We start from the raw sequence: 25961 nt of genomic DNA, 5'->3' as shown, positions 1-25961 counted from the left end.
GATTTCCCGCTATTTTGATGGCCGCGTAGTATATCTGCTTATACCTTTACAAGAAAGGCTTAACGTCGCCCACGCCTTCACGAATCACTTCAGGCGCCTCTTCCGTCAGATCAACAACCGTTGTCGGCTGCTGGCCGAGATACCCGCCGTGGATAATCAGGTCAACCTGCTTTTCCAGACGGTCTTTGATTTCTTCCGGATCGGACTCGGTAAAATCACTGCCTGGCAGCATCAGCGACGTAGAAAGCATCGGCTCGCCAAGCGTTTCGAGCAACATCTGGGCAATCGGGTTGGAGGGCACGCGCATGCCAATCGTTTTGCGTTTTTCCTGTAACAAACGGCGCGGCACTTCCTTAGTTCCTTTCAAAATAAAAGTATAGTTGCCCGGCGTGTTGTTTTTAATTAAACGAAACGCGACGTTATCCACGTAGGCGTAGGTCGAGATTTCGGAGAGATCGCGACACATCAGGGTAAAGTTATGTCCATCCGGCAAATGACGGATGCGGCAGATACGTTCCATCGCCCCTTTGTCTTCGATTTTACAGCCCAGCGCATAGCCGGAATCCGTTGGATAGACGATCACGCCGCCCTTACGAACGATTTCAACGGCCTGATTGATCAAGCGCGCCTGCGGGTTATCCGGATGAATATAGAAAAACTGACTCATACTTCCCTCTCTTCAATGTGTTGCTGTGGCTGTTCCCAGAGCTGCCAGACGGGCTCTACGCCTGCGGGCAACCAGAGCTTGCGCCCCAGTTCAATCCACGCGCAAGGCTGATGGAAATCAGAGCCTTGCGAAGCCAGTAAACCAAACTGGCGGGCGTAGGCCGCATGCTGCGTGCGCTCATTGGGAGCCTGCTGGCATTGGGCGACTTCCATCGCTTCACCGCCGAGTTCGGCAAAGTGAGCCAGCAGCCTTTTCAGCCACTTAGCTGACAGGTTGTACCGCCCCGGATGGGCCAATACCGCCTTTCCGCCAGAATGATGAATGACATCAATAGCTTGTTTTATTGTACACCACTGTGGAGGAACGTAACCGGTTTTACCGCGCGCGAGATATTTTTTAAATACATCGGCAAAGTTACTGGCTTTACCGGCCTCAACCAGGAAGCGCGCGAAGTGGCCCCGCGTTACGGCCCCGCCGTTGGCGAGACGTTGGGCGCCTTCCAGCGCACCGGGGATCAACGCTTTTTCAAGTCGTTCCCCGATCAATACAGCACGCTGGTTACGACGTTCTTTCTGCTCTTCCAGAAAGGCACACAGCGCCGGATGCGCAATATCAATGTTCAAGCCCACAATGTGAATTTCGTGATTTTCCCAGACGGTGGAAATTTCTACGCCAGAGATGAGGTTCAACGCCAGTCCGCTGCGCGCGATTTCCGCTCGCGCTGCCGGAATAGCATCTGTGGTGTCGTGATCGGTAATAGCCAGCGTCCCCACGCGCATTTCGACGGCACGGTGGACCAGCGCTTCGGGCGTGAGCAGCCCATCAGAGGCTTGCGTATGGCTGTGTAAATCATAAATCACGGCGTATTTTGTCTCGCTCAAAGCGGTTTCCATCACAGGTTTATCGTATTTTAGAAGGCTATGATAACGGCTTGCGCGGAAATTCTGAAATCAGGGGTTGACAATGCCCCATCGAACTAGTTAACTAGTACGAGAGTTCACTCAAGACGGTATCTGAAAATGAAAGCACATTTCTCCCAGCACGGTTGGTGGCGCACTTCCTGAATATCGGGCAGTGTCATTCGTGTGCGTTACGAAAACAGATACCTGGCCCGCGACTATGCGGGCTTTTTTATGAACAGAATATGAGAACAACAATATGCAAACAGCCAAAACAAAACTTGAGTTGCTGACCTGCGAAGCAATTTATCGCCACAACCCTACCGCCTTGTTTCAGCAAGTCTGCGGCGCACGCCCTGCCACGCTGCTGCTTGAATCCGCCGATATCGACAGCAAAGACGACCTCAAAAGCCTGCTGCTGGTAGACAGCGCATTGCGGATTACGGCTTTAGGTGACACCGTCACTATTCAGGCTTTATCCGAGAACGGCGCGTCGTTGCTGCCGCTGCTCGATGTCGCTCTGCCTGCGGGTATCGAAAATGAAAAACGTCCAGAATCCCGTACATTGCATTTCCCTGCGGTAAGCCAACTGCTGGATGAAGATGCGCGTCTCTGTTCGCTGTCCGTTTTTGATGCGTTCCGCTTGCTGCAAAATCTGGTTGAGGTTCCTGAGAACGAGCGCGAAGCGATGTTCTTTGGCGGGCTGTTTGCCTATGACCTGGTTGCCGGATTTGAAGATTTACCCGAAACCGAGCAAGGCAACCGCTGCCCGGATTACTGCTTCTACTTGGCAGAAACCCTGATGGTGATTGACCATCAGAAGAAATACACCCGCATTCAGGCCAGTCTTTTCACGCCTTCCGCTGCCGAAAAACAGCGCCTTGAGCAACGTATCGAACAGCTGCAACAGCAGATGACGGAAGAACCCACTGCGTTACCGGTGCAAAGTATCGAGCACATGCAGTGTGAAGTCAGCCAGACGGACGATCAGTACGGCGCGGTTGTCCGCCAGATGCAAAAAGAAATTCGTGCAGGCGAGATTTTCCAGGTGGTGCCGTCACGTCGCTTCTCGCTCCCTTGCCCTTCGCCACTGGCCGCGTACGACGTGCTGAAGAAAAGCAATCCGAGTCCGTATATGTTCTTTATGCAGGACAACGATTTCACACTGTTTGGCGCATCACCGGAAAGCTCGCTGAAATTCGATGCGACCAGTCGCCAGATTGAGATTTACCCGATCGCCGGGACGCGTCCACGCGGTCGCCGCGCGGATGGTTCACTGGACCGCGATCTCGACAGCCGCATCGAGTTAGAAATGCGTACCGATCACAAAGAGCTTTCTGAGCACCTGATGCTGGTTGACCTGGCGCGTAACGATCTGGCGCGCATCTGTACACCGGGCACCCGTTACGTCGCGGATTTAACCAAAGTTGACCGCTACTCCTTCGTGATGCATCTCGTTTCCCGCGTGGTGGGCGAGCTGCGCCACGATCTCGATGCGCTGCACGCCTACCGCGCCTGCATGAATATGGGCACCCTGAGCGGCGCGCCAAAAGTGCGTGCAATGCAGCTCATCGCGGGTGCCGAAGGCCGTCGTCGCGGCAGTTACGGCGGCGCGGTCGGTTACTTCACCGCCCATGGCGATCTGGATACCTGCATCGTGATCCGCTCGGCCTATGTCGAAGACGGCATTGCCACCGTCCAGGCGGGCGCTGGCATCGTTCTTGATTCTGTTCCGCAGTCTGAAGCTGACGAAACTCGCAGTAAAGCACGCGCGGTCTTGCGCGCTATCGCCACCGCACATCACGCACAGGAGATTTTCTGATGGCTGACATTCTGCTGCTCGATAATATCGACTCCTTTACTTACAACCTGGCAGACCAGCTGCGTGCAAACGGCCACAACGTGGTGATTTACCGCAATCATGTCCCGGCGCAAACGCTGATTGAACGTCTGGAAACCATGCAAAACCCGGTGCTGATGCTTTCTCCAGGCCCCGGAGCGCCAAGCGAAGCAGGCTGTATGCCTGAGCTGTTGACCCGTATGCGCGGCAAACTGCCGATTATCGGGATTTGCCTGGGCCATCAGGCGATTGTTGAAGCCTATGGCGGCTATGTCGGTCAGGCGGGTGAAATCCTGCACGGTAAAGCCTCCAGCATTGAACACGACGGTCAGGCGATGTTTGCCGGGCTGCCAAACCCGCTCCCGGTGGCGCGTTATCACTCGCTGGTGGGCAGCAACATTCCGGCGGGTCTGACGATCAACGCCTCTTTCGAAGGCATGGTGATGGCCGTGCGTCACGATGCGGATCGCGTATGTGGTCTGCAATTCCATCCGGAATCCATTTTAACCTCCAACGGCGCACGCCTGCTGGAACAAACCCTGAACTGGGCGCTACAGAAACTGGAGCAAACCAATACGCTGCAGCCGATTCTTGAAAAACTGTATCAGGCGCAAACGCTCACCCAGCAGGAGAGCCACCAGCTTTTCTCCGCCGTCGTGCGCGGTGAGCTGAAGCCAGAACAGCTGGCAGCCGCACTGGTGAGCATGAAAGTGCGCGGTGAGCAACCGCAGGAGATTGCCGGTGCCGCTACCGCTCTGCTGGAAAATGCCGCCCCCTTCCCGCGCCCGGATTATCAGTTTGCTGATATTGTCGGGACCGGCGGTGACGGCAGCAACAGTATCAACATCTCCACGGCCAGCGCGTTTGTGGCAGCGGCCTGCGGCATGAAAGTTGCGAAACACGGTAACCGCAGCGTCTCCAGCCGCTCGGGTTCGTCTGATCTGTTGGCCGCTTTTGGCATCAACCTGGAGATGAACGCTGAACGTTCGCGTGAAGCGCTGGACGATTTGGGCGTCTGCTTCCTGTTTGCACCGAAATATCACACCGGTTTCCGCCACGCGATGCCAGTTCGCCAGCAGTTGAAAACCCGCACGCTGTTTAACGTGCTTGGGCCATTGATCAACCCGGCGCATCCGCCGCTGGCGCTGATTGGCGTTTACAGTCCTGAACTGGTTTTACCGATTGCTGAAACCCTGCGTGTTCTGGGTTATCAACGTGCCGCCGTGGTTCACAGCGGCGGAATGGATGAAGTGTCGCTTCATGCTTCAACGCTGGTTGCCGAACTGCGCGACGGTGAAATCCAAAGCTACCAGTTAAAAGCGTCAGACTTTGGTTTGACGCCGTACCGCCAGGAACAGCTCGCTGGCGGCACACCGGAAGAAAACCGTGACATTCTGACACGCTTGCTACAAGGTAAAGGTGAGGCCGCCCACGAGGCCGCTGTCGCCGCGAATGTCGCGATGTTGATGCGCTTACACGGTGAAGAAGATCTCCAGGTTAACGCGCAGAAAGTGATGGCCGTATTGCGTTCTGGCGCAGCTTACGACCGCGTTACCGCACTTGCGGCAAGAGGGTAAATAATGCAGACCGTTTTAGCGAAAATCGTTGCCGATAAGGCCATCTGGGTTGAAGCCCGCAAAGAACAGCAGCCGCTGGCCAGCTTTCAGAATGATGTTGTGCCAAGCAGCCGCCGTTTTTATGACGCCCTGAAGGGCGCGCGCACCGCTTTTATTCTGGAGTGCAAAAAAGCCTCGCCGTCTAAAGGCGTGATCCGCGACGATTTTGACCCTGCGCGTATCGCTGAGGTCTACAAACATCACGCATCGGCCATTTCAGTGCTGACGGATGAAAAATATTTCCAGGGCAGTTTTGATTTTCTGCCGATTGTCAGCCAAATCGCGCCGCAGCCGATTTTGTGCAAAGACTTTATTATCGACGCGTACCAAATCTGGCTGGCACGTTTTTATCAGGCCGACGCCTGCCTGCTGATGTTGTCCGTTCTGGATGACGAACAGTATCGCCAGCTCGCAGCCGTGGCGCACAGTCTGAATATGGGCGTGCTGACCGAAGTGAGTAACGAAGAGGAACTGGAGCGTGCGATTGCGCTCGAGGCCAACGTCGTTGGCATCAACAACCGCGACCTGCGCGATCTGTCCATTGATCTGAACCGTACGCGCCAGCTTGCTCCGCGTCTGGGTGCGGGTGTCACGGTCATTAGCGAATCGGGCATCAATACTTACGCTCAGGTGCGCGAGTTGAGTCATTTCGCAAATGGCTTCCTGATAGGTTCAGCCATGATGTCCTGCGATGATTTAAACGTCGCCGTGCGTCGCGTGCTGCTGGGCGAAAACAAAGTCTGTGGTCTGACTCGCGGTCAGGATGCTGCGGCAGCGCTCGAAGCGGGCGCAATCTATGGCGGTTTGATTTTCGTTGACGGCTCGCCGCGCACTGTTTCAGAAAGCCAGGCGCGAGACGTGATGGCCGCCGCGCCGCTCAGCTACGTGGGCGTGTTCCGCGATGCGCCCGTTGAGGACGTCGTAGCAAAAGCCGAAAATCTCTCCCTCGCTGCCGTTCAACTGCACGGCAGCGAAGACCAGCACTATATCGACGCGCTGCGCCAGGCATTGCCTGCGCAGATCCAGATCTGGAAAGCGCAGAGCGTAAGCAACACTTTGCCGCCTCGCGATTTGAATCACGTTGATAAGTACGTGCTCGATAATGGCCAGGGCGGCACGGGCCAGCGTTTCGACTGGTCGCTGCTGAACGGTGAGAAGCTGGATAACGTCCTGCTTGCGGGCGGCTTAAGCCCCGACAATTGCGTAGAGGCCGCGAAAGCGGGCTGCGCAGGTCTCGATTTCAATTCAGGCGTAGAGTCCCAACCGGGAATCAAAGATGCCAGCAAACTGGCCTCGGTATTCAAGACGCTGCGTGCATATTAAGGAAGAGAAAATGACAACACTATTAAATCCGTATTTCGGCGAGTTCGGTGGTATGTACGTTCCGCAAATTCTGATGCCTGCCCTGCGCCAGCTCGAAGAAGCGTTTGTTAGCGCCCAGAAAGATCCAGCTTTCCAGGCCGAATTTACCGACCTGCTGAAAAACTATGCGGGTCGCCCTACAGCGCTGACCAAATGTCGTAACCTGACCGAAGGCACCAAAACCACGCTGTACCTCAAGCGTGAAGATTTGCTGCACGGCGGCGCGCACAAAACCAACCAGGTACTCGGCCAGGCATTGCTCGCCAAACGCATGGGCAAAACTGAAATTATCGCCGAAACGGGTGCCGGGCAGCACGGCGTAGCGTCGGCGCTGGCCAGCGCCCTGCTCGGTCTGAAATGCCGCATCTATATGGGGGCCAAAGACGTTGAGCGTCAGTCACCGAATGTGTTCCGTATGCGTTTGATGGGTGCAGAAGTGATTCCTGTGCACAGCGGCTCCGCGACGTTGAAAGACGCCTGTAACGAAGCACTGCGCGACTGGTCTGGCAGCTATGATACCGCGCACTACATGCTGGGTACGGCGGCAGGCCCACACCCCTTCCCGACCATTGTGCGTGAATTCCAGCGCATGATCGGCGAAGAAACCAAAGCGCAGATCCTCGAAAAAGAGGGCCGTCTGCCGGATGCGGTGATCGCGTGTGTGGGTGGCGGTTCGAATGCCATCGGCATGTTCGCTGACTTTATTGATGACACCAGCGTCGGTTTGATTGGCGTTGAGCCTGCCGGTCACGGCATTGAAAGCGGCGAGCACGGCGCACCGCTGAAGCACGGTCGCGTGGGGATTTATTTCGGTATGAAATCGCCGATGATGCAGACCGACGAAGGGCAGATCGAAGAATCGTATTCCATCTCGGCAGGCCTCGACTTCCCGTCCGTCGGGCCACAGCATGCGCATCTGAACAGCATCGGTCGTGCAGATTATGTGTCGATTACCGATGACGAGGCGCTGGAAGCCTTCAAAACCCTGTGCCGCAACGAAGGGATTATCCCGGCACTCGAGTCTTCTCATGCCCTTGCTTACGCACTGAAAATGATTAAAGAGGACCCGGAAAAAGAGCAGTTACTGGTGGTTAACCTTTCCGGTCGCGGTGACAAAGACATCTTCACCGTTCACGATATTTTGAAAGCACGAGGGGAAATCTGATGGAACGCTACGATAACGCATTCGCTGAACTGAAAGCCCGCAAGGAAGGCGCCTTTGTTCCCTTCGTCACGCTTGGCGATCCAGGGCCTGAGCAGTCGCTGAAAATTATCGACACCCTGATTGCCGCCGGTGCCGATGCGCTTGAGCTGGGGATCCCCTTCTCCGATCCGCTGGCAGATGGCCCAACCATTCAAAGCGCAACTCTGCGTGCGTTTGCATCCGGTGTGACGCCAACGCAGTGTTTTGAAATGCTGGCGACTATTCGTCAGAAATACCCAACCATTCCTATTGGCCTGCTGATGTACGCCAACCTGGTGTTCAACCGCGGGATCGATGAGTTTTACGCCGAGTGCGCGCGCGTCGGTGTGGATTCCGTGCTGATCGCTGACGTACCGATTGAAGAGTCTGCGCCGTTTCGACAGGCGGCGATGCGTCACAACATCGCGCCGATTTTCATCTGCCCACCGAATGCCGATGACGAACTGCTGCGCCAGATTGCCTCTCACGGTCGCGGCTATACCTATTTGCTTTCCCGCGCGGGCGTGACCGGCGCTGAAAATAAAGCGGCCGTTCCGCTGCATCACCTGGTCGAAAAACTGGCTGAATACCATGCCGCGCCGCCGTTGCAGGGTTTCGGTATTTCTTCACCGGAGCAAGTGACAGCCGCCATTGATGCTAATGCTGCGGGTGCAATTTCGGGTTCAGCCATTGTGAAAATTATCGAGAAAAACGTCGATAAGCCCGAGCAGATGCTGACGGAGCTTCGCGACTTTGTCACCGTAATGAAAGCCGCGACACGCCACGCATAAGTCCCTCGCCGCCCGGCGTCATCCGGGCGGCGAACTTGACTACCGCTTTCGTACCGCGCACGCGGACAAAAGGGGTAGACCAGAATTGATCTGTTCGAGCTTTTCGAACGCCCTCGCTTTTCAAATATTCCCCGCAGCGTATTATTCCGTTTTCTTTCCGGCACTCAGCCGCGCAAACCCCTTCTGAGTTCAGAGGTTTACACATGTCATGGCAACACTTCAAACAGGCATACCTGATTAAGTTCTGGTCCCCTGTACCTGCAGTTATCGCTGCGGGGATCCTCTCTACCTACTATTTTGGTATCACCGGCACCTTTTGGGCGGTCACGGGCGAGTTTACCCGCTGGGGTGGACAGCTTTTACAGCTTGGCGGGATCCACGCCGAAGAGTGGGGTTACTTTAAGCTGATCCATCTGGACGGCACGCCGCTCACACGCATCGACGGCATGATGATTATCGGTATGTTCGGCGGCTGTTTTGCTGCCGCGCTGTGGGCCAATAACGTCAAACTGCGGATGCCCAAGAGCCGCATCCGTATCGCACAGGCGATTGTGGGCGGGATTATCGCAGGCTTCGGCGCACGTCTGGCGATGGGCTGTAACCTGGCCGCCTTCTTCACGGGCATTCCCCAGTTTTCGCTTCACGCCTGGTTCTTTGCTGTTGCGACCGCCATCGGCTCGTACTTTGGCGCACGCTTCACGCTTCTGCCGATATTCCGCATTCCGGTCAAAATGACCAAAGTCAGCGCAGCCTCACCGCTGACGCAAAAACCCGATCAGGCGCGACGCCGCTTCCGTCTGGGTATGCTGGTGTTTTTCGCCATGGTTGCCTGGGCGCTGTGCACGGCGATGAATCAACCAAAACTCGGGCTGGCCATGCTGTTCGGCGTGGGCTTTGGGTTATTGATCGAACGTGCGCAAATTTGTTTTACTTCCGCGTTTCGGGATATGTGGATCACGGGCCGCACGATGATGGCGAAAGCCATTATTGCCGGGATGGCCGTAAGTGCGATCGGTATTTTTAGCTATGTACAGCTCGGCGTTGAGCCCAAAATCATGTGGGCTGGCCCAAATGCGGTCATCGGCGGCCTGCTGTTTGGCTTTGGCATTGTGCTGGCGGGTGGTTGTGAAACCGGCTGGATGTACCGTGCAGTTGAAGGTCAGGTGCATTACTGGTGGGTGGGACTCGGCAACGTCATCGGGTCAACGATTCTGGCGTACTACTGGGACGATCTTTCCCCCGCATTAGCCACGAGCTGGGATAAAGTAAATCTGCTGAGTACCTTTGGTCCCCTGGGCGGATTGCTGGTGACATACGCCCTGCTCCTGATCGCGTTCTTACTGGTTATCGCACAGGAGAAACGCTTTTTCCGCCGCGCAGCGCGTCAATCTGAAAGACAGGAGAATGCTGCATGAAAGAGATCGTTCCCGACTATCGCCTCGACATGGTGGGTGAACCCTGCCCTTACCCTGCCGTCGCCACGCTCGAAGCGTTGCCGCAGCTCAAGAAAGGGGAAATTCTGGAAGTGGTCAGCGATTGCCCCCAATCCATCAATAATATTCCGCTGGATGCGAAAAACCACGGATATACCGTCCTCGACATTCAGCAGGACGGCCCGACTATTCGTTATTTGATTCAGAAATAGCGCTCAACACAACGCCCTCTCTCGGGGCGTTGTTTTCCCTCACCGTTACGGCTAAAAAACAACCAGCACATTGCGTTAGCTCTCATTTTCTTTTGATGAGCGGGAATACTGTATCCTGAGTTTCCATGAGGATATTCTAATGAAAAAATTACTGATCTGTTGTCTGTTCGGCAATACCGCTCAGTCTCTGGCTAAAAAAATGCAGCATTCTGCCGATGAACAAGGCATTAAGATTCTGGTCAGCGCCGTCGGTCTGGATAATTTTGCAAGCGTCGCCCCGGCGTTTGACGCCTATTTAGTCGCGCCCCATATTCAGTACAAACTGGAGGAGTTAAGGAAAGAAATTGCTGAAGGACTGCCCATGACGGTGATCGAAAGCTATCCGTTTGCGTCGCTGGATGGTGAGAAAGTGCTGGCGTTTGCGCTTGAGAATATGCCGGAACTGACGCAGTAACAGAGCGGCAAACTGCAGAGAAAACAGGCCGCCGTGAGACCCGTTTTCTCTGTTAGTGAACCTCATACAGAATGAAATGCATCTCTAAATCATCATCCAGTAAAATGTGTTCATCGAAATGACCCTTACTCACTGAGCCAATAGCAGATCGCCAGAATTGCAGTGCAGCGGTGTTTTCGAACATCACCCGGGTTTGCCAAAGTCCGGGGCGATGTTGCACTGCAAGGCGAAAAGCTTCTTTGCCCACGCCCATCCCTTTGAATTTGCGCAAGATGAAAAACTGGTCAATATCATAACGTTCAAGATTATGCGGATAGCGTCGTAACAAACAGAAACCCGCAAGTTCCTCAGCGTGATAAATCAGAAACGGCCAGTGGTCTTTACGCTCCCAGTGTGGGTCCAACAGCGACGCGTTATAGCTATATTGCCCGTCACTCCCGCACGACCATTTGCCATATTCAGCAAGATCGTAAACGTAATAATGAAAAAGGTTTTCGACAATATGCCGATGTTGCGCCGCAGATCGCAGACTCACAGTATTATCCGCAGACATTTTCGCTCTCCTTTAAAAAACCAGGCCATAGACACAGAAACTCAGCGAAAGCCCATGAGAGCTTAATCACGCAGTATGGTTAATCTAACCGCTCTCCCCGCTGATTACGAAGAGTGATGAGAAGCCACATGCGGCGCATCGTTCTTGTTAATGACAGCCCTGTGCCTGAAACGGCCATCACAGACACTGAACAAGCTTGATCAAAAGGAATGTGGGCAATGGCTATTTCGCCGGTCTGTTCCAGGGCATTTTTAACAGTAAACTTGCCATGCCACACCAGCCACTCACCCCGGCAAACAGTAAACCCGCGCCGACAAAGCCTGACAGTAAAAACAGCCCGCTATTCACGGTGTATCCCAATACAACGCCCGTAAGAATGAGAGTACCCGCGACTATCTGAACTTGTCTCATTATCGGCAACGGCTGCCTTTTGTCTTCAGTCGTGGGGAGTTGGGCACTCTTCCACGCGTTGATCCCACCCGTCATCAGTAAAACCGGCGCGGGATTTACTGCGTTGATGAGCGTTGTGGCGTTCTGGGCCGTGCGCATCCCTGACTGACAATGAAAAATAACGGGCTGTCGCTCTGTGCCATCCACTCTTTTACCTTCCGCAATGTCGGAAAGAGGCACCGAGCGCGCGTTCGGTATGTGCTCACGCAGGTATTCAGCACGGTCTCGAATATCAATGAGTAAGGCCCCTTGTTCAATAAGCTTTTTTGCTTCCAGCGGTGATACAGATTCAGGCATCATTTGAGGTCCTCCGGACAGAAAATGTCTTTTAAGGTAGAGATGACTTTTTTAACTGCCAGGTCTTTGATGAAATAGTTCACGCGTTGCGCCACCCGCTCCGACTCAATCAAACCATCATCTTTCATCTTTGCCAGATGCTGTGAGGTTGCAGAGGGCGTTAAGCCAGTCAATTGCCCCAACTCCCCTGACGAGGTGCCAGGCCTGTCAATGAGAATGCAAAGGATTAATAGTCGCTTGCTGTTACTCATCGACTTAAGCAGTGTTGTTGCCAGCGAGGCGCTTTCCTGCAATTGGTGCAACTGAGTATTTTTCATTTTCTAACTTTAGAATTGTCTAAATTTAGAAAACTCTAAATCAAACGACGCTCATCCGCAATCGAAAAATCTCAAGCGATGCAAAGCCGCTGTACTGTCGGTGGTGTGAGCCGGCTTTCGGGTAAACCGACGAATTTGGCTAATCTGGCTTGTAACGATGTGCAGGCCGCATCAGAACGCCCGATAAACTTCACAGTGAGCTCCAAACGCGGTCAATAATCCCCCGCGTATCAGACTGGAAGCCCTCAAACCCTCGCGCCCACTGGCTGTTGGTGTGCTGTCCACGCCCTGGACTTTGCCGTTCTGCTTGAAGTACAGGAAATAAAAAGGCCGCCCGTAGGCAGCCCTTACATAAACCCGCGCTTCTGGCGGGCTCTTAATGTTTGTTGCTTTGTTTATCTGAACGACGAATTCAGAGAAACTTCAGCGTCAGGTTCGTGCGTAATTCTGTTTCGGAGGTCACGACGAATGATCTCGATAGACCAGAACCATATTAAGTGGCCGACTATCTCAGAAACGTTTTCATACCACGGAAGGTCGAAAAGCGGTGGGGTCAAGCCCATAAGTGGGAATGAAATCATATGGACAAATAACTGGGCCAGCGCACCGGCCAGCAGCCCCTGCCATAACTTAATTTTAGGGAACACTTCTGCAACGACACAGTACCCAACGGCGAACACGATAGAGAATATAATGTGCGTTACACCAACCCAGTTAAAAGCATGCCCGGCAAAGGTATAGACAGCAGCGTTAGGGTCAGCCAATCCAAGCCAGTCGCGTAGAAAAATGTAGGGAGGATTTAGGAAGTTTCTGGAGCAGTCGATTTGCCCGGCAGCCCGAATTAATGATTCAGGTCCACACGCACTGGTAAACATATCAACAGGACTACGCGGTGGAAGGGGAACTTCAGCGCCCCATTTCACAAATGCCGAAACCACCCCTGAAATAAGCCCTATAAACAATGCAACACCGTAACGCCGTCTGCGAGGTTCGGTCTGCACAAAAAAGTCTTTTATCGCCATAATTCCACCACTTAAATGAATATTTACAGTTCCTTAATATTCATTAAGTTGGACGATTCACATTTTGATACAGATCACACTTTTCACGGCAATCTCATTAAATTTACTTTCAAAACAAGAAGCCCGTGCTGGGACGGGTTGCTTTGCCTATGGCGAATATTATCCAGAACCCAGCGCCTCGATGCGCCGATCGTGCAATTGATCATCATAGTGACCACAAGGCAAATTGAGCCTGGTGCGTGATGCATGACAGTGAATTCGTGATAACGGCATGGTCAAGCCAAGCTCTTTGACGGCAGCATTCAGCAAAGCAAGGGATGAGGTTGATTATGACTGGAAGGCAAACGAACTGCGCCGAGCTTCCATGAGCAACGTTCTTTGTCCAAGCATCTTTTCCGCGAGCAGGGAATTAACGCACAATGACTGCGGGGTCATTCTAATCTGTCAATGACAAATATGCACAACGACACCTGTGGACCAGAGTGGCAAAAAACTGGCCGTATACCGACCAGTTTTGCAGAAGAGCTTTAAAAACGGTATCCCGCCGAGAACATAAACACCCACGGGTCCAGTCGTGTATGGACACTTTGCTGTTCGCCGCCCGCTTTAAAGCGCACATCGGTGTCGATATCCATGTACCAGACCGACATGTTCAGCAGCCAGTCACGATTGACTAAATAGTCCAGCCCCACCTGCCCCGCAGCACCCCAGGAATCTTTCAGACTGAGATTGGACAGACCATTTTCTTTACCGTTATCGTTAAATTTCTCGTCAAAGAACGTGGTGTAGTTGACGCCTGCACCAATGTACGGGCGCGCCTTGCTAGTGGCATCACCAAAATACCATTGCGCCATGAGCGTTGGTGGGAGCTGATGGACGGTTGCAATATTACCCGTCGGCCCGGTTCCTACCTTGTGGCGGAAAGGCGTCGCCGCCAGCAACTCAACACCGATATTTTCCGTTGCCATATAGGTAAACGTTAAACCTAACTGCGTGTTATTGCTGACGTTAAAGCCCCCGAGACTTCCTAATACGTTATCTGATCCTTCCGTCGGGCGAACCGTTGCCGAACCCGCGCGAATAAAGAACTCGCCTGCTTCATGCGCATAAGCGCCACCAGAGAGACTGCTTAAGATCAGGGCTGCCACTGCTAATTTTTTCATATCCGCTCCATCGTTGTGGTTTTATTGGCGCGGAGAATATAACTATAAATGAGTAGGAAGTGATCAAACACAGATCACATTCGGTTCAGCAATTTAACATTTATTGATCTGGATTAATTTTTAACAAAAATGGAGAAACCTGATTGCGCCAATCAGGTCAAATTTGCTCAATACGCTTTGCTTTACAAAGATATGCTTTTCCATACAAGTCATGGTGCTGCCACGACAGAGTTATCCAGGGTACAATTGCCCGCTTATTAACACCTGCAATACTCAAGGAGAGTGCATGTCTATCACGGCGAAGTCCGTCTACCGTGACACCGGGAATTTTTTCCGCAATCAGTTCATTACTTTTTTACTGATCGCTTTGCTTTGCGCGTTGATCACCGTCGTGCTTGGCCATGCGTTTTCACCGAGTGATGAGCAAATTGCCAGCCTCAGCCAGGGCGACCATCTCGCTGGCAGCGTAGGGTTATTTGATCTGGTGCAGAACATGACGCCTGAACAGCAGCAGATTTTGCTGCGCGCCTCTGCGGCATCAACCTTTTCCGGGTTGATCGGTAACGCAATTATGGCGGGCGGAGTATTGCTGATGGTTCAGTTGGTTTCCGCGGGGCAACGCGTCAGCGCGCTGCGCGCTATCGGCGCCAGCGCGCCGGTGTTACCTAAACTGTTCATCCTGATCTTTTTGACCACCTTACTGGTACAAATAGGGATCATGCTGGTTGTGGTGCCGGGTGTGCTGTTGGCGATTATCCTCTCCTTTGCGCCTGTGATGCTGGTGCAGGATAAAATGGGGATTTTTACCGCCATGCGCAGCAGCATAAAACTGGCGTGGTCTAATATGCGTCTGGTTGCGCCTGCAGTGATCGGCTGGCTGCTTGCAAAAACGTTATTGCTGCTGTTTGCGCCGAATTTTGCTGTGCTGACGCCAAACATTGGCGCGGTGGTCGCGAATACCATCAGTAACTTGATCTCCGCCGTATTACTGGTTTACTTGTTCCGCCTGTATACGTTGATTCGCCAATAATATCCTGATGGCAGAGTGCGAGCGTGCGCTCTGCCCCACGCAGAAAATGGAATCTAAGAATGAAGCAGTTTCTTGATTTTTTACCGCTTGTCGTGTTTTTCGCATTCTATAAGCTGTACGACATTTACGCCGCGACAACCGCCTTAATCGTCGCCACCGCCGTCGTGCTGATCTACACCTGGATTCGCTATCGCAAAGTCGAAAAAATGGCGTTGATCACGTTTGTCTTAGTTGCCGTGTTTGGTGGCTTGACGGTGTTCTTCCATAACGATGAATTTATCAAATGGAAGGTGACGGTGATTTATGGCCTGTTTGCCGGTGCCCTGCTCTTCAGCCAGTGGGTCATGAACAAACCGTTGATTCAGCGCATGCTGGGCAAAGAAATTACCCTGCCGCAGGCAGTATGGTCGCGACTGAACATTGCCTGGGCCGTATTCTTTATTCTTTGCGGACTGGCGAATATCTATATTGCGTTCTGGATGCCGCAAAATATCTGGGTCAACTTCAAGGTGTTTGGTCTGACGGCACTGACGCTGATTTTCACCCTGCTCAGCGGTGTGTACATTTACAAACACATGCCTCAGGACGAGAAATAAAGAACAAACAACTTAACAATTCAAATACAGTTAGTTAGGCTTGTTATTAACGCTGTAATTGGGTAATAAGCACGCTTCCATGTACACTTTATGCGAAGCGTGCTCTCATTTTACCCTGATCACATCACCGGGCAGTCGTCGAACTCACCAGACCGCGCATCGTTGATGATGTACGTGATCACCACTTTAGATCAGCCGGTGCGTAAGCCGTAGCTAGGTGATAACATTCATTGCAATGATTTTTTATTGAAATGGTCAAGATAATGAAAGCAAGATTTGTAGCCTTGATTGCTGTTGCTGTCGCCGCAGCATCCTACGGCTATTCGAAGTTTAACCAGCCTAAAATTGTAGCCTGGGGTGACTCGCTAACAGATGGTTCTGGCTCTCAATCTAAATTAGGGTATCCTGATCTACTCAAGCAGGACGGCTTCAATGTTGTAAAAAAAGGGTTTCCAGGACAGGCATCAAGCGACATAGCCCTGAGGGAAGGGGCGCTTAATCCTGTACTTACCTTAAAAGAACTGAAGCGCGGTGAATATATAGTTTTGGATTTCAAGCCAGTGGGTGACTTTAGAAAATATACACCTAGAAGCTACTATGGCAAGATCAATGGAATACCTGTTGTATTGAAAAGGCTTTCTGACAACTCATGGATGGTATTTTCAGAAAAAAAATTAAAATGCACAAACAACTGTTATTATAAAACAAACGAATGGATTACAAGAGGTAAATCAACATATATATTCTGGGTAGGAAGAAACAATGATATGAATTTTACTAAGTTCATTTCAAGAGATTTAGAATTAATGACAAGGTCAGTGCCAAAAGGCAGCAAATTTATAGTTATTGGTGTAACACCATCTCAACAAGATGATCCAAGCAGTCTCAATTCCATAAGGAGTTTAAATGTTGAGCTTTCCAACAAATACAAAGAAAATTTTATAGATATGTGGAAAGAAATGAACTCCAGAGGTATTAAACTGGCTAACATAAAGCCTAATAAAAACGACAAAAACGCCATAAAAAAAGGATTGATAGCTTCTTCATTATATAATGATCACACACATTTCAATGACGCAGGAACTATTGCGGTTTACAAGATAATAAAAGAAAAAATTTGAATGCGGGGCTGCTAGCCCCGCCTTTTAATTATAGAAAGTTTGTTATCACGCCGGAGATTGAAAACTTAGTGGTCTGCCCGCCGACCCCCTCTCCGCGACAAACCAAGGACGCCCTTGATGCAGTTGCGCCAAATGATATTTCTACACCAGTCGTTGCATTGTATTGGGGGTAGCTATTAACCAGTGACACAGTGTCCTGAGCGTTATTCACCCCATCGCTTGAAGCTCTTCCAACTTTCTTCAGTATTCCTGGAACCGTCCCTGACGGTCTTCGGCAGATTGCTGTTATGTCAAATGCATATCCGTCATAGCCAAGTACAGAAGGTACTAGCGCAAAGTTAATGCGTCAGCAGCAGCTGCACCTGCTGCTCGCTCTTCATAAAGCCCGGTAAACTCCATCCTTGCAAAGTTCTGATCGCCGAGGGTTGAATCCCATGATAACCTCCAATGATTACTGTATGCATATACAGTAATGTGAATTGTAATTGGTGATCAAGTGTCTTGCCAGTGCTATGCTGTTGGCATTGAACTATCTGGTTGAGAATTATGGTTAAGAAGACTATTGACTTCGTTGTCCGATTTGCTGCACTACTAAGTGCCATCGCTCTGGTTTCAGGGTTTTCCCGTGGAGATAGCGTCATGCTGATCGTTGAGTTACTTATGATCGCTGTATGGGTGCAGATGGATTACAGAAAATTTTCAGCTTTATTTAAAAAATGAGGCTTAGACCTGTGTTACGAACAAAATCAAGCAAAGAAATACAACTAATGCTGAAGCAAAGACTGACCTATGCAGACTATCTAGCGAGCTCATGTTCATCATTTGGAAAGCGTTTTCACCTGCTCAGAAACGCACTATTTCTTTGCCTTCCCGCTCCCTGATGGTAGGATCTTGGGTAACTGAAATTAAGTAGAACTATCCAATGGAATTTAGAAAGGACATCAACGGCCTTCGGGCTATAGCTGTAATGGCTGTGATATTTTTCCATTACAATAAAAATTGGTTACCCGGAGGCTTTGTCGGCGTTGATGTTTTTTTCGCCATATCCGGTTTCTTGATGACATCTATCATTTTTAATGGTCTACAAAGTGGTTCCTTCTCAATTATAGGGTTCATTAAGCGCCGTGCAAAAAGGATCATACCGCCACTAATTGTTGTTATACTGATAAGCATTGCTTTTGGCTACTTAGTTCTAGACCCAATTACCTATCAAATGGCAGGTAAGCATGGGCTATATAGTCTTTTATTTCTATCAAATCATATTTATAATGGTGAGAGTGGTTATTTCGATGCTGCAGCATCTTCTAAAATATTTCTCCACACATGGTCTCTATCTGTAGAGTGGCAATTCTACATACTTTATCCTATCGTAGTTTTCATACTTTCAAAATTTGTTGGCATCAGTAAAATCCGCACCATTGCTGTGCTGTGCTTTTTCATATTTTTCATTGCTAGCGTTTATTTCACTAAAGTGGAACAGTCCTCTGCTTACTTTATGCTGTACTCTCGGGCATGGGAAATGATAGCAGGTGGGCTAGCGTTCCTCTTGCCATTAAAGTCAAGTAAGAATGTAAGCAGGTATGTTGAGTATGCTGGGTTATTTTTAATTGGATTGTCATTCACTATATACACAGAGAAATCACCATGGCCTGGGCATTTTGCCTTACTGCCAATCTTTGGGGCTTATCTTTGTCTGACTGCTAACAATAAAGAAAGCATATTAAATATTCTTCCTTTTCAAAAGGTAGGAACATGGTCTTACTCGCTGTACCTTGTCCACTGGCCTATTCTGGCAATTTACAGGAACCTCGGATTTGATTTTTCAATAGCAACTTACCTTGCTATCACATTTGCATTTGGATTCCTTTCTTACTGGCTTGTTGAAAGGAACCTTAAATACTGGTACTGCTATTTACCTGTATATGCTGCAACTGCTTATGCATGTTATTTCGTCAGTATTAATGGAATTGACAGCAGGGTAGACACAAGATTTCAACTCAGTGCTTTCCATTACCACAAAAAATATTATGGTGGTTCTGGTTTTGATTCATCTGGTAAGGTGCAGCTAACAAACACCATAGGTTCGGATGCGCAGTTTATTATTTCCGGTGACAGCTATGCCAGACAGTATCTAAGATACCTAAAGGATGCCGACTATAAGTTTATTTCTATTATGAAAGACGGATGTTTTGCATCAGAGCATTACCTGTCGAAAAAAGATGCCGTAACTGACGCAGAGTGTACAAGTAGATATAATAATATGTTAAAAGTGTTGGACAAGTACCCTTCAAAGCCTTTAGTTATTGTCCAGGCTTGGGGTGACTATGCTGATCGCCTTTCTCCAAATAGTGATGATTCCACTCCTGTATCTGCTGATAACTATTATGAAGAAATTGATAGAGAGCTATCTTATATTTTTGAGAGAGGTGGTAGTGCGAGGAGTTATTACATTGTAGGTGCCAATTTTACTACAAATGGAAATGCTGTGTATGAGTGCCTGGCAAAAACAAGCATGGATAACTGGTTCATCAGAACGTTTATTTCTTCTTGCGATAATATGAGTACCACAATCCCTACAGATATAAATAATAAAATGATGTCTATCGCCAGTAAGTATCCAAATGTAACGTTCATAGACCCAAATGTGACCGTATGCAAGGACGGGCAATGCAAATCAATGACGAATGATAGGGAGCCGGTGCTATCAGATGGTTCTCACCTTTCATATTTTGGTTCTCTTTTGGTTGGGAAAACAATTTTCTCTCAAGTCAAGTAAATAAAAGCCTGCACGATTGTGCAGGCTAATCATTACAACGGCAGAACGCTTATAACCTCACCGGATAACATAGCTTTTATGGCCTGACCACCAACTGGCTCACCTTTCAATACAATCCCCATCCTTCCGGTATTGGAACCCACGATAAGATCCATACCATTTGTTGGGTCAGCAAATGCATAGTTGTTTAACGTTCTTGAGTTAGCCGCAGAGGTATCTGAAATCGTTGAGCCGATGATTGAAGTCTGCCCCGCACGTTTAATTAATCCGCTGAGTCCAGTGGCTCGCCTAATAACAGCTGTTATGTCATACGAATGTCCATCATAACCTATGGTTGCAGTGTTCTGCGCAAACCTTAAAATTTCAGTGCTTGTTGAAACCGCTGATGCTGCACTAAATCCTGTGAATTTGAAACTTGTAAATGCGACGCCATTTGTTGAACTGTCATAATATTTTTCTACATTGAGCGATTTAAATGCAGCAGCTCCATTCACAATGATTGAGTTTTGCGAACGAGTAAGATTATTAATCTTCATATTCGGGAACTCATACAGGTCAATAATGCCATTGATTGAACCATTTCTATCTGCAATATTAACTTCCATCTGCGTGTCTGTGTAATTATCTTCAATATTGAATGAAGAAAAATTACTAGGGTTGTCAATTTGGTGCGTTGTTTGCCCAAAATAGTTACCAGTTACGGACATAGACTCAGGCTGGTTATACACGTAAAGCTTACTTTTCTCTACATACATACCGGTAATACTTAATCCTTTGCAATTACCAATTTGAATTTCACCTGATTCAATAGTTCCGCCAGTTAGGGAATTACCCCACGTGTCAACATAAACAGCCTTTCCAATTTCATGAGCATAAGTTAATGGGCTATCTAATGTTAAAATGTTACCTGAAATTCCTGTAATTCTTTTTGCATCCAATCCGGAGTTTCCCTGTATTTCGATAATGTCATACTGAAGAAATTCAGAGGCATTTATGACAGGAATTGTACTAGCCCCGGCAGCAACATTTCCTGAGAGGGTGGTTTTTGGTGCGTTAATGTTTACTGCTGCAGAGCCGCTCTGACCACTTCCCTGCAAATAAAATCCTCCAAACATTTTTACGGAGTTACCACGAATCCTGGCACCATTCAGTGTCCTGGTGGCACCATTAACAGTACCCGCCGTCTTGCCAGTGAACTCACCTACAATGCAACAGAAATCAAGGCAAGATGATCTGTGGTTACCAGATTTGAATGCCCAATGCCCATAGTTAGCTCCAAGGACTACGCGATCAGCTGCTGCTGCTCCGCGCGTCCCCACCCCACCATCAATAGTAAACCCGCGCACAATCTGATCCTGGTGGAATCTATCTCTGCTTCTGTCACGAATGTCATAACCAATGTGGTGCATTGATATGCCTGACGACGTGGAATTAAGCACTGAAACATCCAGGCCAGCTCCATCCCAGATGAATCCCCTCTTATCAACATCAAGAGTGTAACTTCCAATGCTGTATGCTCCAGCAGGGAAAGAAAGACTTCGCACAACTGCTTGCGCACGCGCAACCCTATTACCTTCATCCACAGCGGCAACGTTCTGCACATCCGTTCCACCGAATCCAAACTCTGCATAGTTCATATCAGCACGGCAAATTAAGTTGGCATATCCGCCATTAGCCAGGAGTACCGAATAGGTATTGGCATCCTGAGTGCTAGAGATTAACCACTTCGATTCCTGCTTGATGCCGAACTGGTTAGCGAATGTGGTGGCTACCATGCCGTTGATTAAGGGAATCGTATTGCCCGAAATGGCAGTCCCGGCGATCATGTTCGTCACGGTACTGAAATTAATAGAGATGTTATTGTTAACCCAGGTGCGCAGGGTCGAATCGCCAACGGACAGCCATGCGCCTACTCCTGTTCCTCCAGAAGATGAAGGCGTTGAGCCAGAAGGCACAACTTTAGGGAATGCACCATCCCAGCGGTAATACTCACCATCAGTCTCGTCTTTCAGGATTTGATTTGACAGGGTAAGCGTCGCGCCAGTCTGGAATGTTCCAGATGGAATCCACCCATACTCAGCTATTGCTTGCTGAGCCAGCCAGCGAAGGCCCTCAATCGTGTAATGCTCAGTGCCGAATCGGTCGATATATTTCAGTGCAAGCGATGTAACAAACTCATCAATTTTACCTGCATTGAATTTCAAATCGCGTGGAGATTCGCTCGGGACAGCGTCTTGAGTAGGTATTGTGGCCATATTTATTCCATAAAAAAACCCGGCGCGATGGCCGGGGTGTGATGGTTGGGATTGATCTTATTGGTAGATTGCGTCGCTATACTCGGCAAGGGTCAGTCCTGTCCCCCCTTTTCCATCCGGTTGTTTTGCAGTAATCGTCCATTGCCCGGCATCAAGCTCTTCAGAGGTAGCAATTACGTATCGGGATGGAGACTGAACGTCGAATCCATCGTAGAGATTGAGCTGTATGGATGGCACTGCCGCCGAGAAGCCAAACGGTGTATCTGCTCTTGGTTGGGCTGGGTAGCGGGCTGTGGTGGCTCCTGTGCTGTCTGTTACCTGCACAAACATCGAGCCAGCAAAGTTGATTCGTTCACTGGTCTCAAAGTCGTTACCGTTTCGTGAGACGATGTATCCCGCCTGCTGATTGGTGTCATAGGTGTCCGGGACCTGAACCATGTCACCGATATTCACCCACTCTCCGTCAGCCATAGCTGTTAATGCCATTGTCATCCTGGAATAGATGAGCCGCTTGCATTCCCTGAGCGCTCTCTCGTTTGCCTGGAATCTGTTCCGGATGTATAGCATTTCGAACTTTTTGGCCTTTGTTGGCTGTCCTTCTGCGATACTGCTACCGGAAACCTTATACCGGACAAAGTCCTGCTTGTTGGTATCAGGATTCCTGTACTGAACCTCAACGCCGTCATAACCCCCAGGTAACGTCATGTCGTATGAAATTGAGTATCCGTCTGGCTTTGTGTTTGACCGGTTGAAAATTGTAGCAGCTGATGTTTTGCGACTATCCCGCGTGAACGAGAGAACGCCGTTGTCGTCATATACAGCAACGCTCGCGGCATCACAGATGCTTTCCATCCTCGAACCAAGCGAAACATCTTCATCATCAAAGGTGTAATCGAAGTAACCCAGGCGAGGGTCAATGGAGTCAATTTCTGCCTGAATCTGATACAGACCGTACAGGTCTATACTGGACTCTGGCTGTTCACCGACCATTAGCCAGTTATGAATGGCAATGTCGGCAAACTTTCGCGATGGTCGAATCGTGTAATCGACCTGCTGGGTGGTCATGTTGTAGCTGATTACATGCCGGGTGATCAGAGCGTTATATTTCCTGTCACGTGAGCCAGTGGCGTTCTCCGTCGCTCTGACTTTCACCAGCACCAGTGTGTCGTCAGGATGAACGACGTTGGTTCGCACGTTGACCGCATGGATTTCTTCTACCTGCAATTTGCTGGCATCACTGCTGTTATCTGTGCGCTGGAACGAGATAGCGTATCGGCCATATCCGCCGGTAGGTGTGATTTTATCGGTGCGATAGAACGTCTCTGACGTATGATCATGCGGCGTCGTTTGCCTGTAGGTAAATGTCTGCTCCGTGCCGGGGATCTGCACGTTATCGTCGTCTACTTTCCAGAGCGTGACTTTCCAGTTCGTCTCACTATCACCACCAAGCCCAGACTGCGTATGAAGCCACAACTGGCTTGAGGGAAGCGGAGAGAAGAACGGGCCCACAATCAGCGCTGCGTTATCATTCAGGATGAATTTAGTGGTGTTGATGGTCGCGCTTTCGATCGGGATGTTTGGACCATTAAGCCGGTCGAACGTGAAGGTATAGTAGAAAATTGGGTTAACTACAGCTCCATTGTTGGTCTCTGCAAAGCCAATGAGGTTTGCAGACAGTGTTATATCCTCTGTCTTTGTACCGCCGCCAGCAATAGGATACGACACGTTGATCGTAAACGTTACCGGGTGCGGGAATGCCAGATCAGCAAAATAGTCGAATGATGCCTGCTTAACAATTTTCATTGCTATCTGACCACCGGCATAAACCCCGCTGATAACCGTCGTCGCCGTCGCCGTCTCGACAGGGAAATCGCCGCTTTCGTTCAGACCTGGTACTTCCTGTCCATCCACATCGTCAAACTGATACCCTTCGAATACCTGAGGAATAATGGCACCCGGGTTGTAAATGGTATACGTTGCCCCGGCCATCGATCCAAGGTTCGTTTCTGAGAAGCGAACAGAAGTGATGTCATAACGGCCTAACCCAAAACTCATCAACTCAGTGATGTATTTTAGGTTGCTCACATACTCAAAAAGAGATTCCTGCGTAAGGTCGGGATATGCCCTGATTTGACCAAAATTATCCGGTTTTGCTTCACCGTTTCGCGCAATGTTGGTCTGGCCTTTGAGACTGTTATTTGGTGATGTTTTGCTGTTTCCGCTGGCTGCGCTTGCATTGGGCTTTGGCATCAGGCCGGAAAGAACTTTCTGCGTAAACTTGATTGGGTTGAGGTGCTCCAGCGGGTTCAGGATGGTACCAATCAGCCCGCCGCCCTTTGGCTGGTCAAAGATGATTACCCGATCGCCATCGTTAAGACGAAAACCAAGCTCATCGTCAGGCCCTAGCTCTACGCCATTCACATTGATACGGATGTCGCTGTGAAAGCTTTCCTGCTCAATCCATTCTGAGAATAAAGTGCCTTCAGGAACATCAGCACGATCTTTCGGTAGTCCCGGGATACGCTGAATTTCGATGATTGGCATACCGGTAGAACTCCACTTTTGTGAATAGTTTTTGAATGGTGCGAACGGCGTCAGCCCTGACGTGTCCATTTTCGCCACGGCTGTGTAGCGCTTTCCCGTCGACAATGAGGCCAACGTGGACCGGGTTGCTCCCAACCCACGCGACGAAAATATCCCCTTCAGTGAAGGTCTCTGTACGCTGCCAGAACACCACATCACCGTCGTAACAGGTCAGAAAGTCGCTGCCGCTTTCGTAATTTTTGGTCTGGTGTATTTCGATACCGAGAACGTGCCGGTAGTAAAGGACCACTAAAGCCCAACAGTCCATGGTTTCAAAACTGCACGCCCTGTTCTTCCAGGGCTTGCCGATTACCTGACTGAGGAAATCATCTTTAAGCATTCTGAAGCCCCGGGTATTCATCGACCGTGTACAGTCGACCTACGTTGCGGTTTAGTGGATTTATTTTCGTAAGACTACAGGTGACATCCTGATCGTCCATTGAGCAATCACTGACGTACAGGGTCCACGACTTCAACGCCGTATCCATGTCTGCCGCATCGAATTGCTGGTAGGTTGCGGATATCGGCGTAATACGGGCATACGCCTTCCAGAGCTTTAGCTTTTGCTTAAAGTCCTGTGCCAGGCGGCTGAATTTAACGGTGCTGTCGAGGATTGGTGTGTTGCTCTGCTGGCTTTCGGTAAGTTCCATGCGACAAGGCGTGTAAATCTGACCGCCGAGCGTCTTGGAGAATATCTGGTTATTCACCAGCCTGACGTAACCGAACACGGAATTGTAGAAGGTGATGGTCTCGTACAGTATTCGGTTCGGGCGCTGGCTTTGAAACTCTCTCAAAGTAGGCATTAAGGCACCCTCGGCAGACTTTCCGGATCACGACCATCTGGGTAGCCGGTCACGATGATATCCAGCCATGATGCCCACGGTGGCGGCAGCTCAATGATAATGTCGTCAAACTCATCGTCAGAGTTAACGAGATTCCTTGCGATAACATCTCCGGTCCATGTAAACACCGAGCCGGATTGTGACCAGGTAGGCCAGGAGAGGAAGTGCAACTCCTGCACCTCAACACCTGTATCACCCGTGCCAGTTCCCAGCGGCATGGTGAACCACTGGTTTCCGTTATCCAGATAGTTAGGGCTTCTCATCCACTGCATGAAGGCACGGTGCTGATCGCGTGTGAAAATCCACGTCAGAGAAAAGGTGGTTTTCAGGTCATCAGTGAGCTTCTGGAAAATTGGCGCGCCAACCGTTGGCTGCTCTGTCCTGAATCCTGTGTCGGTAGCGGGTGTTTTCCCTTTCTGCGCCAGTGGCAACCAATCTGGATAAGCAATCGCCATAGTTTTCCCTCTGACATTAAAAAACCCGCCGTAGCGGGTTATTG

25 protein-coding genes, 3 pseudogenes and 1 other annotated feature are annotated in these 25961 nt (G+C 50.1%); of the genes and pseudogenes, 15 read left to right on the top strand and 13 right to left on the bottom strand.

What is annotated here, in order from left to right; all coding sequences use genetic code 11:
• Positions 1 to 46 precede the first annotated feature (46 nt).
• Both AC0LWE_RS01715 and rnm read right to left on the bottom strand, forming a co-directional pair.
• Positions 47 to 667 carry an L-threonylcarbamoyladenylate synthase gene (locus AC0LWE_RS01715; RefSeq protein ID WP_059179126.1) on the bottom strand — a complete coding sequence of 207 codons (621 nt, stop codon included), beginning with the start codon at positions 665 to 667 and terminating at the stop codon, positions 47 to 49.
• On the bottom strand, positions 664 to 1548 hold the full coding sequence (gene rnm, locus AC0LWE_RS01710; RefSeq protein ID WP_131487300.1) for an RNase RNM: 885 nt from the start codon (positions 1546 to 1548) through the stop codon (positions 664 to 666). Before rnm ends, AC0LWE_RS01715 begins: the two co-directional genes overlap by 4 nt.
• A 159-nt stretch (positions 1549 to 1707) precedes the next feature.
• Positions 1708 to 1802 (top strand) — a sequence feature (Trp leader region).
• 23 nt (positions 1803 to 1825) lie between these two features.
• Here rnm and AC0LWE_RS01705 point away from each other — a divergent pair.
• The 8 genes from AC0LWE_RS01705 (at position 1826) to AC0LWE_RS01670 (ending at position 10457) form a co-directional block, all read left to right on the top strand.
• On the top strand, positions 1826 to 3388 hold the full coding sequence (locus tag AC0LWE_RS01705; RefSeq protein ID WP_219346493.1) for an anthranilate synthase component 1: 1563 nt from the start codon (positions 1826 to 1828) through the stop codon (positions 3386 to 3388).
• Positions 3388 to 4983, top strand: a complete 1596-nt coding sequence (gene trpD, locus AC0LWE_RS01700; protein ID WP_219346492.1) for a bifunctional anthranilate synthase glutamate amidotransferase component TrpG/anthranilate phosphoribosyltransferase TrpD — start codon at positions 3388 to 3390, stop codon at positions 4981 to 4983. Before AC0LWE_RS01705 ends, trpD begins: the two co-directional genes overlap by 1 nt.
• A 3-nt stretch (positions 4984 to 4986) precedes the next feature.
• On the top strand, positions 4987 to 6345 hold the full coding sequence (trpCF, locus tag AC0LWE_RS01695) for a bifunctional indole-3-glycerol-phosphate synthase TrpC/phosphoribosylanthranilate isomerase TrpF (protein ID WP_131487297.1): 1359 nt from the start codon (positions 4987 to 4989) through the stop codon (positions 6343 to 6345).
• 10 nt (positions 6346 to 6355) lie between these two features.
• A complete protein-coding gene (trpB, locus tag AC0LWE_RS01690; protein WP_131487296.1) occupies positions 6356 to 7549 on the top strand; it encodes a tryptophan synthase subunit beta in 1194 nt (397 codons plus the stop codon).
• Positions 7549 to 8358, top strand: coding sequence for a tryptophan synthase subunit alpha (gene trpA / locus AC0LWE_RS01685; protein WP_202713218.1), 810 nt, complete (start codon positions 7549 to 7551; stop codon positions 8356 to 8358). Before trpB ends, trpA begins: the two co-directional genes overlap by 1 nt.
• 203 nt (positions 8359 to 8561) lie before the next feature.
• Positions 8562 to 9773 carry a selenium metabolism membrane protein YedE/FdhT gene (gene yedE, locus AC0LWE_RS01680; protein ID WP_131487294.1) on the top strand — a complete coding sequence of 404 codons (1212 nt, stop codon included), beginning with the start codon at positions 8562 to 8564 and terminating at the stop codon, positions 9771 to 9773.
• Positions 9770 to 10003, top strand: coding sequence for a sulfurtransferase-like selenium metabolism protein YedF (gene yedF, locus AC0LWE_RS01675; RefSeq protein WP_003856774.1), 234 nt, complete (start codon positions 9770 to 9772; stop codon positions 10001 to 10003). The genes yedE and yedF overlap by 4 nt, the downstream gene beginning before the upstream one ends.
• Positions 10004 to 10142: 139 nt before the next feature.
• On the top strand, positions 10143 to 10457 hold the full coding sequence (locus AC0LWE_RS01670) for a PTS sugar transporter subunit IIB (protein WP_059179154.1): 315 nt from the start codon (positions 10143 to 10145) through the stop codon (positions 10455 to 10457).
• Positions 10458 to 10509: 52 nt separating this feature from the next.
• On the opposite strand, the gene AC0LWE_RS01665 is transcribed toward AC0LWE_RS01670, so the two are convergent.
• From AC0LWE_RS01665 to AC0LWE_RS01650, 4 genes are all read right to left on the bottom strand, one after another.
• Complete coding sequence (locus AC0LWE_RS01665) at positions 10510 to 11010, bottom strand: GNAT family N-acetyltransferase (protein ID WP_202667910.1); 501 nt, start codon at positions 11008 to 11010, stop codon at positions 10510 to 10512.
• Positions 11011 to 11232: 222 nt separating this feature from the next.
• Entirely contained in the window at positions 11233 to 11760 is a 528-nt protein-coding gene (locus AC0LWE_RS01660) for a rhodanese family protein (protein ID WP_219346490.1), read from the bottom strand.
• Positions 11757 to 12074: an ArsR/SmtB family transcription factor gene (locus AC0LWE_RS01655; protein WP_059179157.1), complete on the bottom strand. Its 318-nt coding sequence runs from the start codon at positions 12072 to 12074 to the stop codon at positions 11757 to 11759. The genes AC0LWE_RS01660 and AC0LWE_RS01655 overlap by 4 nt, the downstream gene beginning before the upstream one ends.
• A 395-nt stretch (positions 12075 to 12469) precedes the next feature.
• The gene (locus AC0LWE_RS01650) at positions 12470 to 13096 is read right to left on the bottom strand and encodes a YagU family protein (RefSeq protein WP_131487291.1); all 627 of its coding nucleotides are present in this window, start codon (positions 13094 to 13096) and stop codon (positions 12470 to 12472) included.
• Between the two features lie 268 nt (positions 13097 to 13364).
• On the opposite strand from AC0LWE_RS01650, the pseudogene AC0LWE_RS01645 reads away from it, so the two are divergent.
• Positions 13365 to 13588: pseudogene (locus AC0LWE_RS01645) on the top strand (integrase); the annotation flags it as partial.
• 35 nt (positions 13589 to 13623) lie between these two features.
• Here the strand turns inward: AC0LWE_RS01645 and ompW are convergent.
• A complete protein-coding gene (ompW, locus tag AC0LWE_RS01640; RefSeq protein ID WP_219346489.1) occupies positions 13624 to 14259 on the bottom strand; it encodes an outer membrane protein OmpW in 636 nt (211 codons plus the stop codon).
• A gap of 165 nt (positions 14260 to 14424) precedes the next feature.
• Here ompW and AC0LWE_RS01635 point away from each other — a divergent pair.
• The 3 genes and pseudogenes from AC0LWE_RS01635 to AC0LWE_RS01625 form a co-directional block, all read left to right on the top strand.
• Positions 14425 to 14520 (top strand): annotated as a pseudogene (locus AC0LWE_RS01635) (YkgJ family cysteine cluster protein); the annotation flags it as partial.
• Positions 14521 to 14545: 25 nt separating this feature from the next.
• Positions 14546 to 15289, top strand: coding sequence for a YciC family protein (locus AC0LWE_RS01630; protein ID WP_059179160.1), 744 nt, complete (start codon positions 14546 to 14548; stop codon positions 15287 to 15289).
• A gap of 59 nt (positions 15290 to 15348) precedes the next feature.
• Complete coding sequence (locus AC0LWE_RS01625) at positions 15349 to 15885, top strand: septation protein A (RefSeq protein ID WP_202667907.1); 537 nt, start codon at positions 15349 to 15351, stop codon at positions 15883 to 15885.
• A 119-nt stretch (positions 15886 to 16004) separates the two neighbouring features.
• On the opposite strand, the pseudogene AC0LWE_RS01620 reads toward AC0LWE_RS01625, so the two are convergent.
• Positions 16005 to 16067 (bottom strand): annotated as a pseudogene (locus AC0LWE_RS01620) (HumD family translesion DNA polymerase); the annotation flags it as partial.
• Positions 16068 to 16148: 81 nt separating this feature from the next.
• On the opposite strand from AC0LWE_RS01620, the gene AC0LWE_RS01615 reads away from it, so the two are divergent.
• From AC0LWE_RS01615 to AC0LWE_RS01605, 3 genes are all read left to right on the top strand, one after another.
• Positions 16149 to 17006: a hypothetical protein gene (locus AC0LWE_RS01615; protein WP_474264725.1), complete on the top strand. Its 858-nt coding sequence runs from the start codon at positions 16149 to 16151 to the stop codon at positions 17004 to 17006.
• 546 nt (positions 17007 to 17552) lie between these two features.
• Positions 17553 to 17726 (top strand): hypothetical protein, encoded by a 174-nt coding sequence (locus AC0LWE_RS01610; RefSeq protein ID WP_219346487.1) that lies wholly within the window; start codon positions 17553 to 17555, stop codon positions 17724 to 17726.
• A gap of 202 nt (positions 17727 to 17928) precedes the next feature.
• On the top strand, positions 17929 to 19782 hold the full coding sequence (locus AC0LWE_RS01605; protein ID WP_474264722.1) for an acyltransferase family protein: 1854 nt from the start codon (positions 17929 to 17931) through the stop codon (positions 19780 to 19782).
• Positions 19783 to 19814: 32 nt separating this feature from the next.
• On the opposite strand, the gene AC0LWE_RS01600 is transcribed toward AC0LWE_RS01605, so the two are convergent.
• From AC0LWE_RS01600 to AC0LWE_RS01580, 5 genes are read right to left on the bottom strand one after another with little or no spacing between them, the layout of a single operon-like run.
• Complete coding sequence (locus AC0LWE_RS01600) at positions 19815 to 22037, bottom strand: tail fiber/spike domain-containing protein (protein ID WP_474264720.1); 2223 nt, start codon at positions 22035 to 22037, stop codon at positions 19815 to 19817.
• 57 nt (positions 22038 to 22094) lie between these two features.
• Positions 22095 to 24581 (bottom strand): host specificity factor TipJ family phage tail protein, encoded by a 2487-nt coding sequence (locus tag AC0LWE_RS01595; RefSeq protein ID WP_474264718.1) that lies wholly within the window; start codon positions 24579 to 24581, stop codon positions 22095 to 22097.
• Complete coding sequence (locus AC0LWE_RS01590; protein WP_474264716.1) at positions 24529 to 24960, bottom strand: NlpC/P60 family protein; 432 nt, start codon at positions 24958 to 24960, stop codon at positions 24529 to 24531. The genes AC0LWE_RS01595 and AC0LWE_RS01590 overlap by 53 nt, the downstream gene beginning before the upstream one ends.
• Entirely contained in the window at positions 24953 to 25423 is a 471-nt protein-coding gene (locus tag AC0LWE_RS01585; RefSeq protein WP_474264714.1) for a hypothetical protein, read from the bottom strand. The genes AC0LWE_RS01590 and AC0LWE_RS01585 overlap by 8 nt, the downstream gene beginning before the upstream one ends.
• Positions 25423 to 25917: a hypothetical protein gene (locus tag AC0LWE_RS01580; RefSeq protein WP_474264712.1), complete on the bottom strand. Its 495-nt coding sequence runs from the start codon at positions 25915 to 25917 to the stop codon at positions 25423 to 25425. The genes AC0LWE_RS01585 and AC0LWE_RS01580 overlap by 1 nt, the downstream gene beginning before the upstream one ends.
• Between the last annotated feature and the right edge of the window lie 44 nt (positions 25918 to 25961).

This window comes from Lelliottia sp. RD5 (assembly GCF_056032945.1).
Note: the sequence above shows the minus strand (reverse complement) of the source record. Positions and strands in the feature narration are given on the sequence as shown.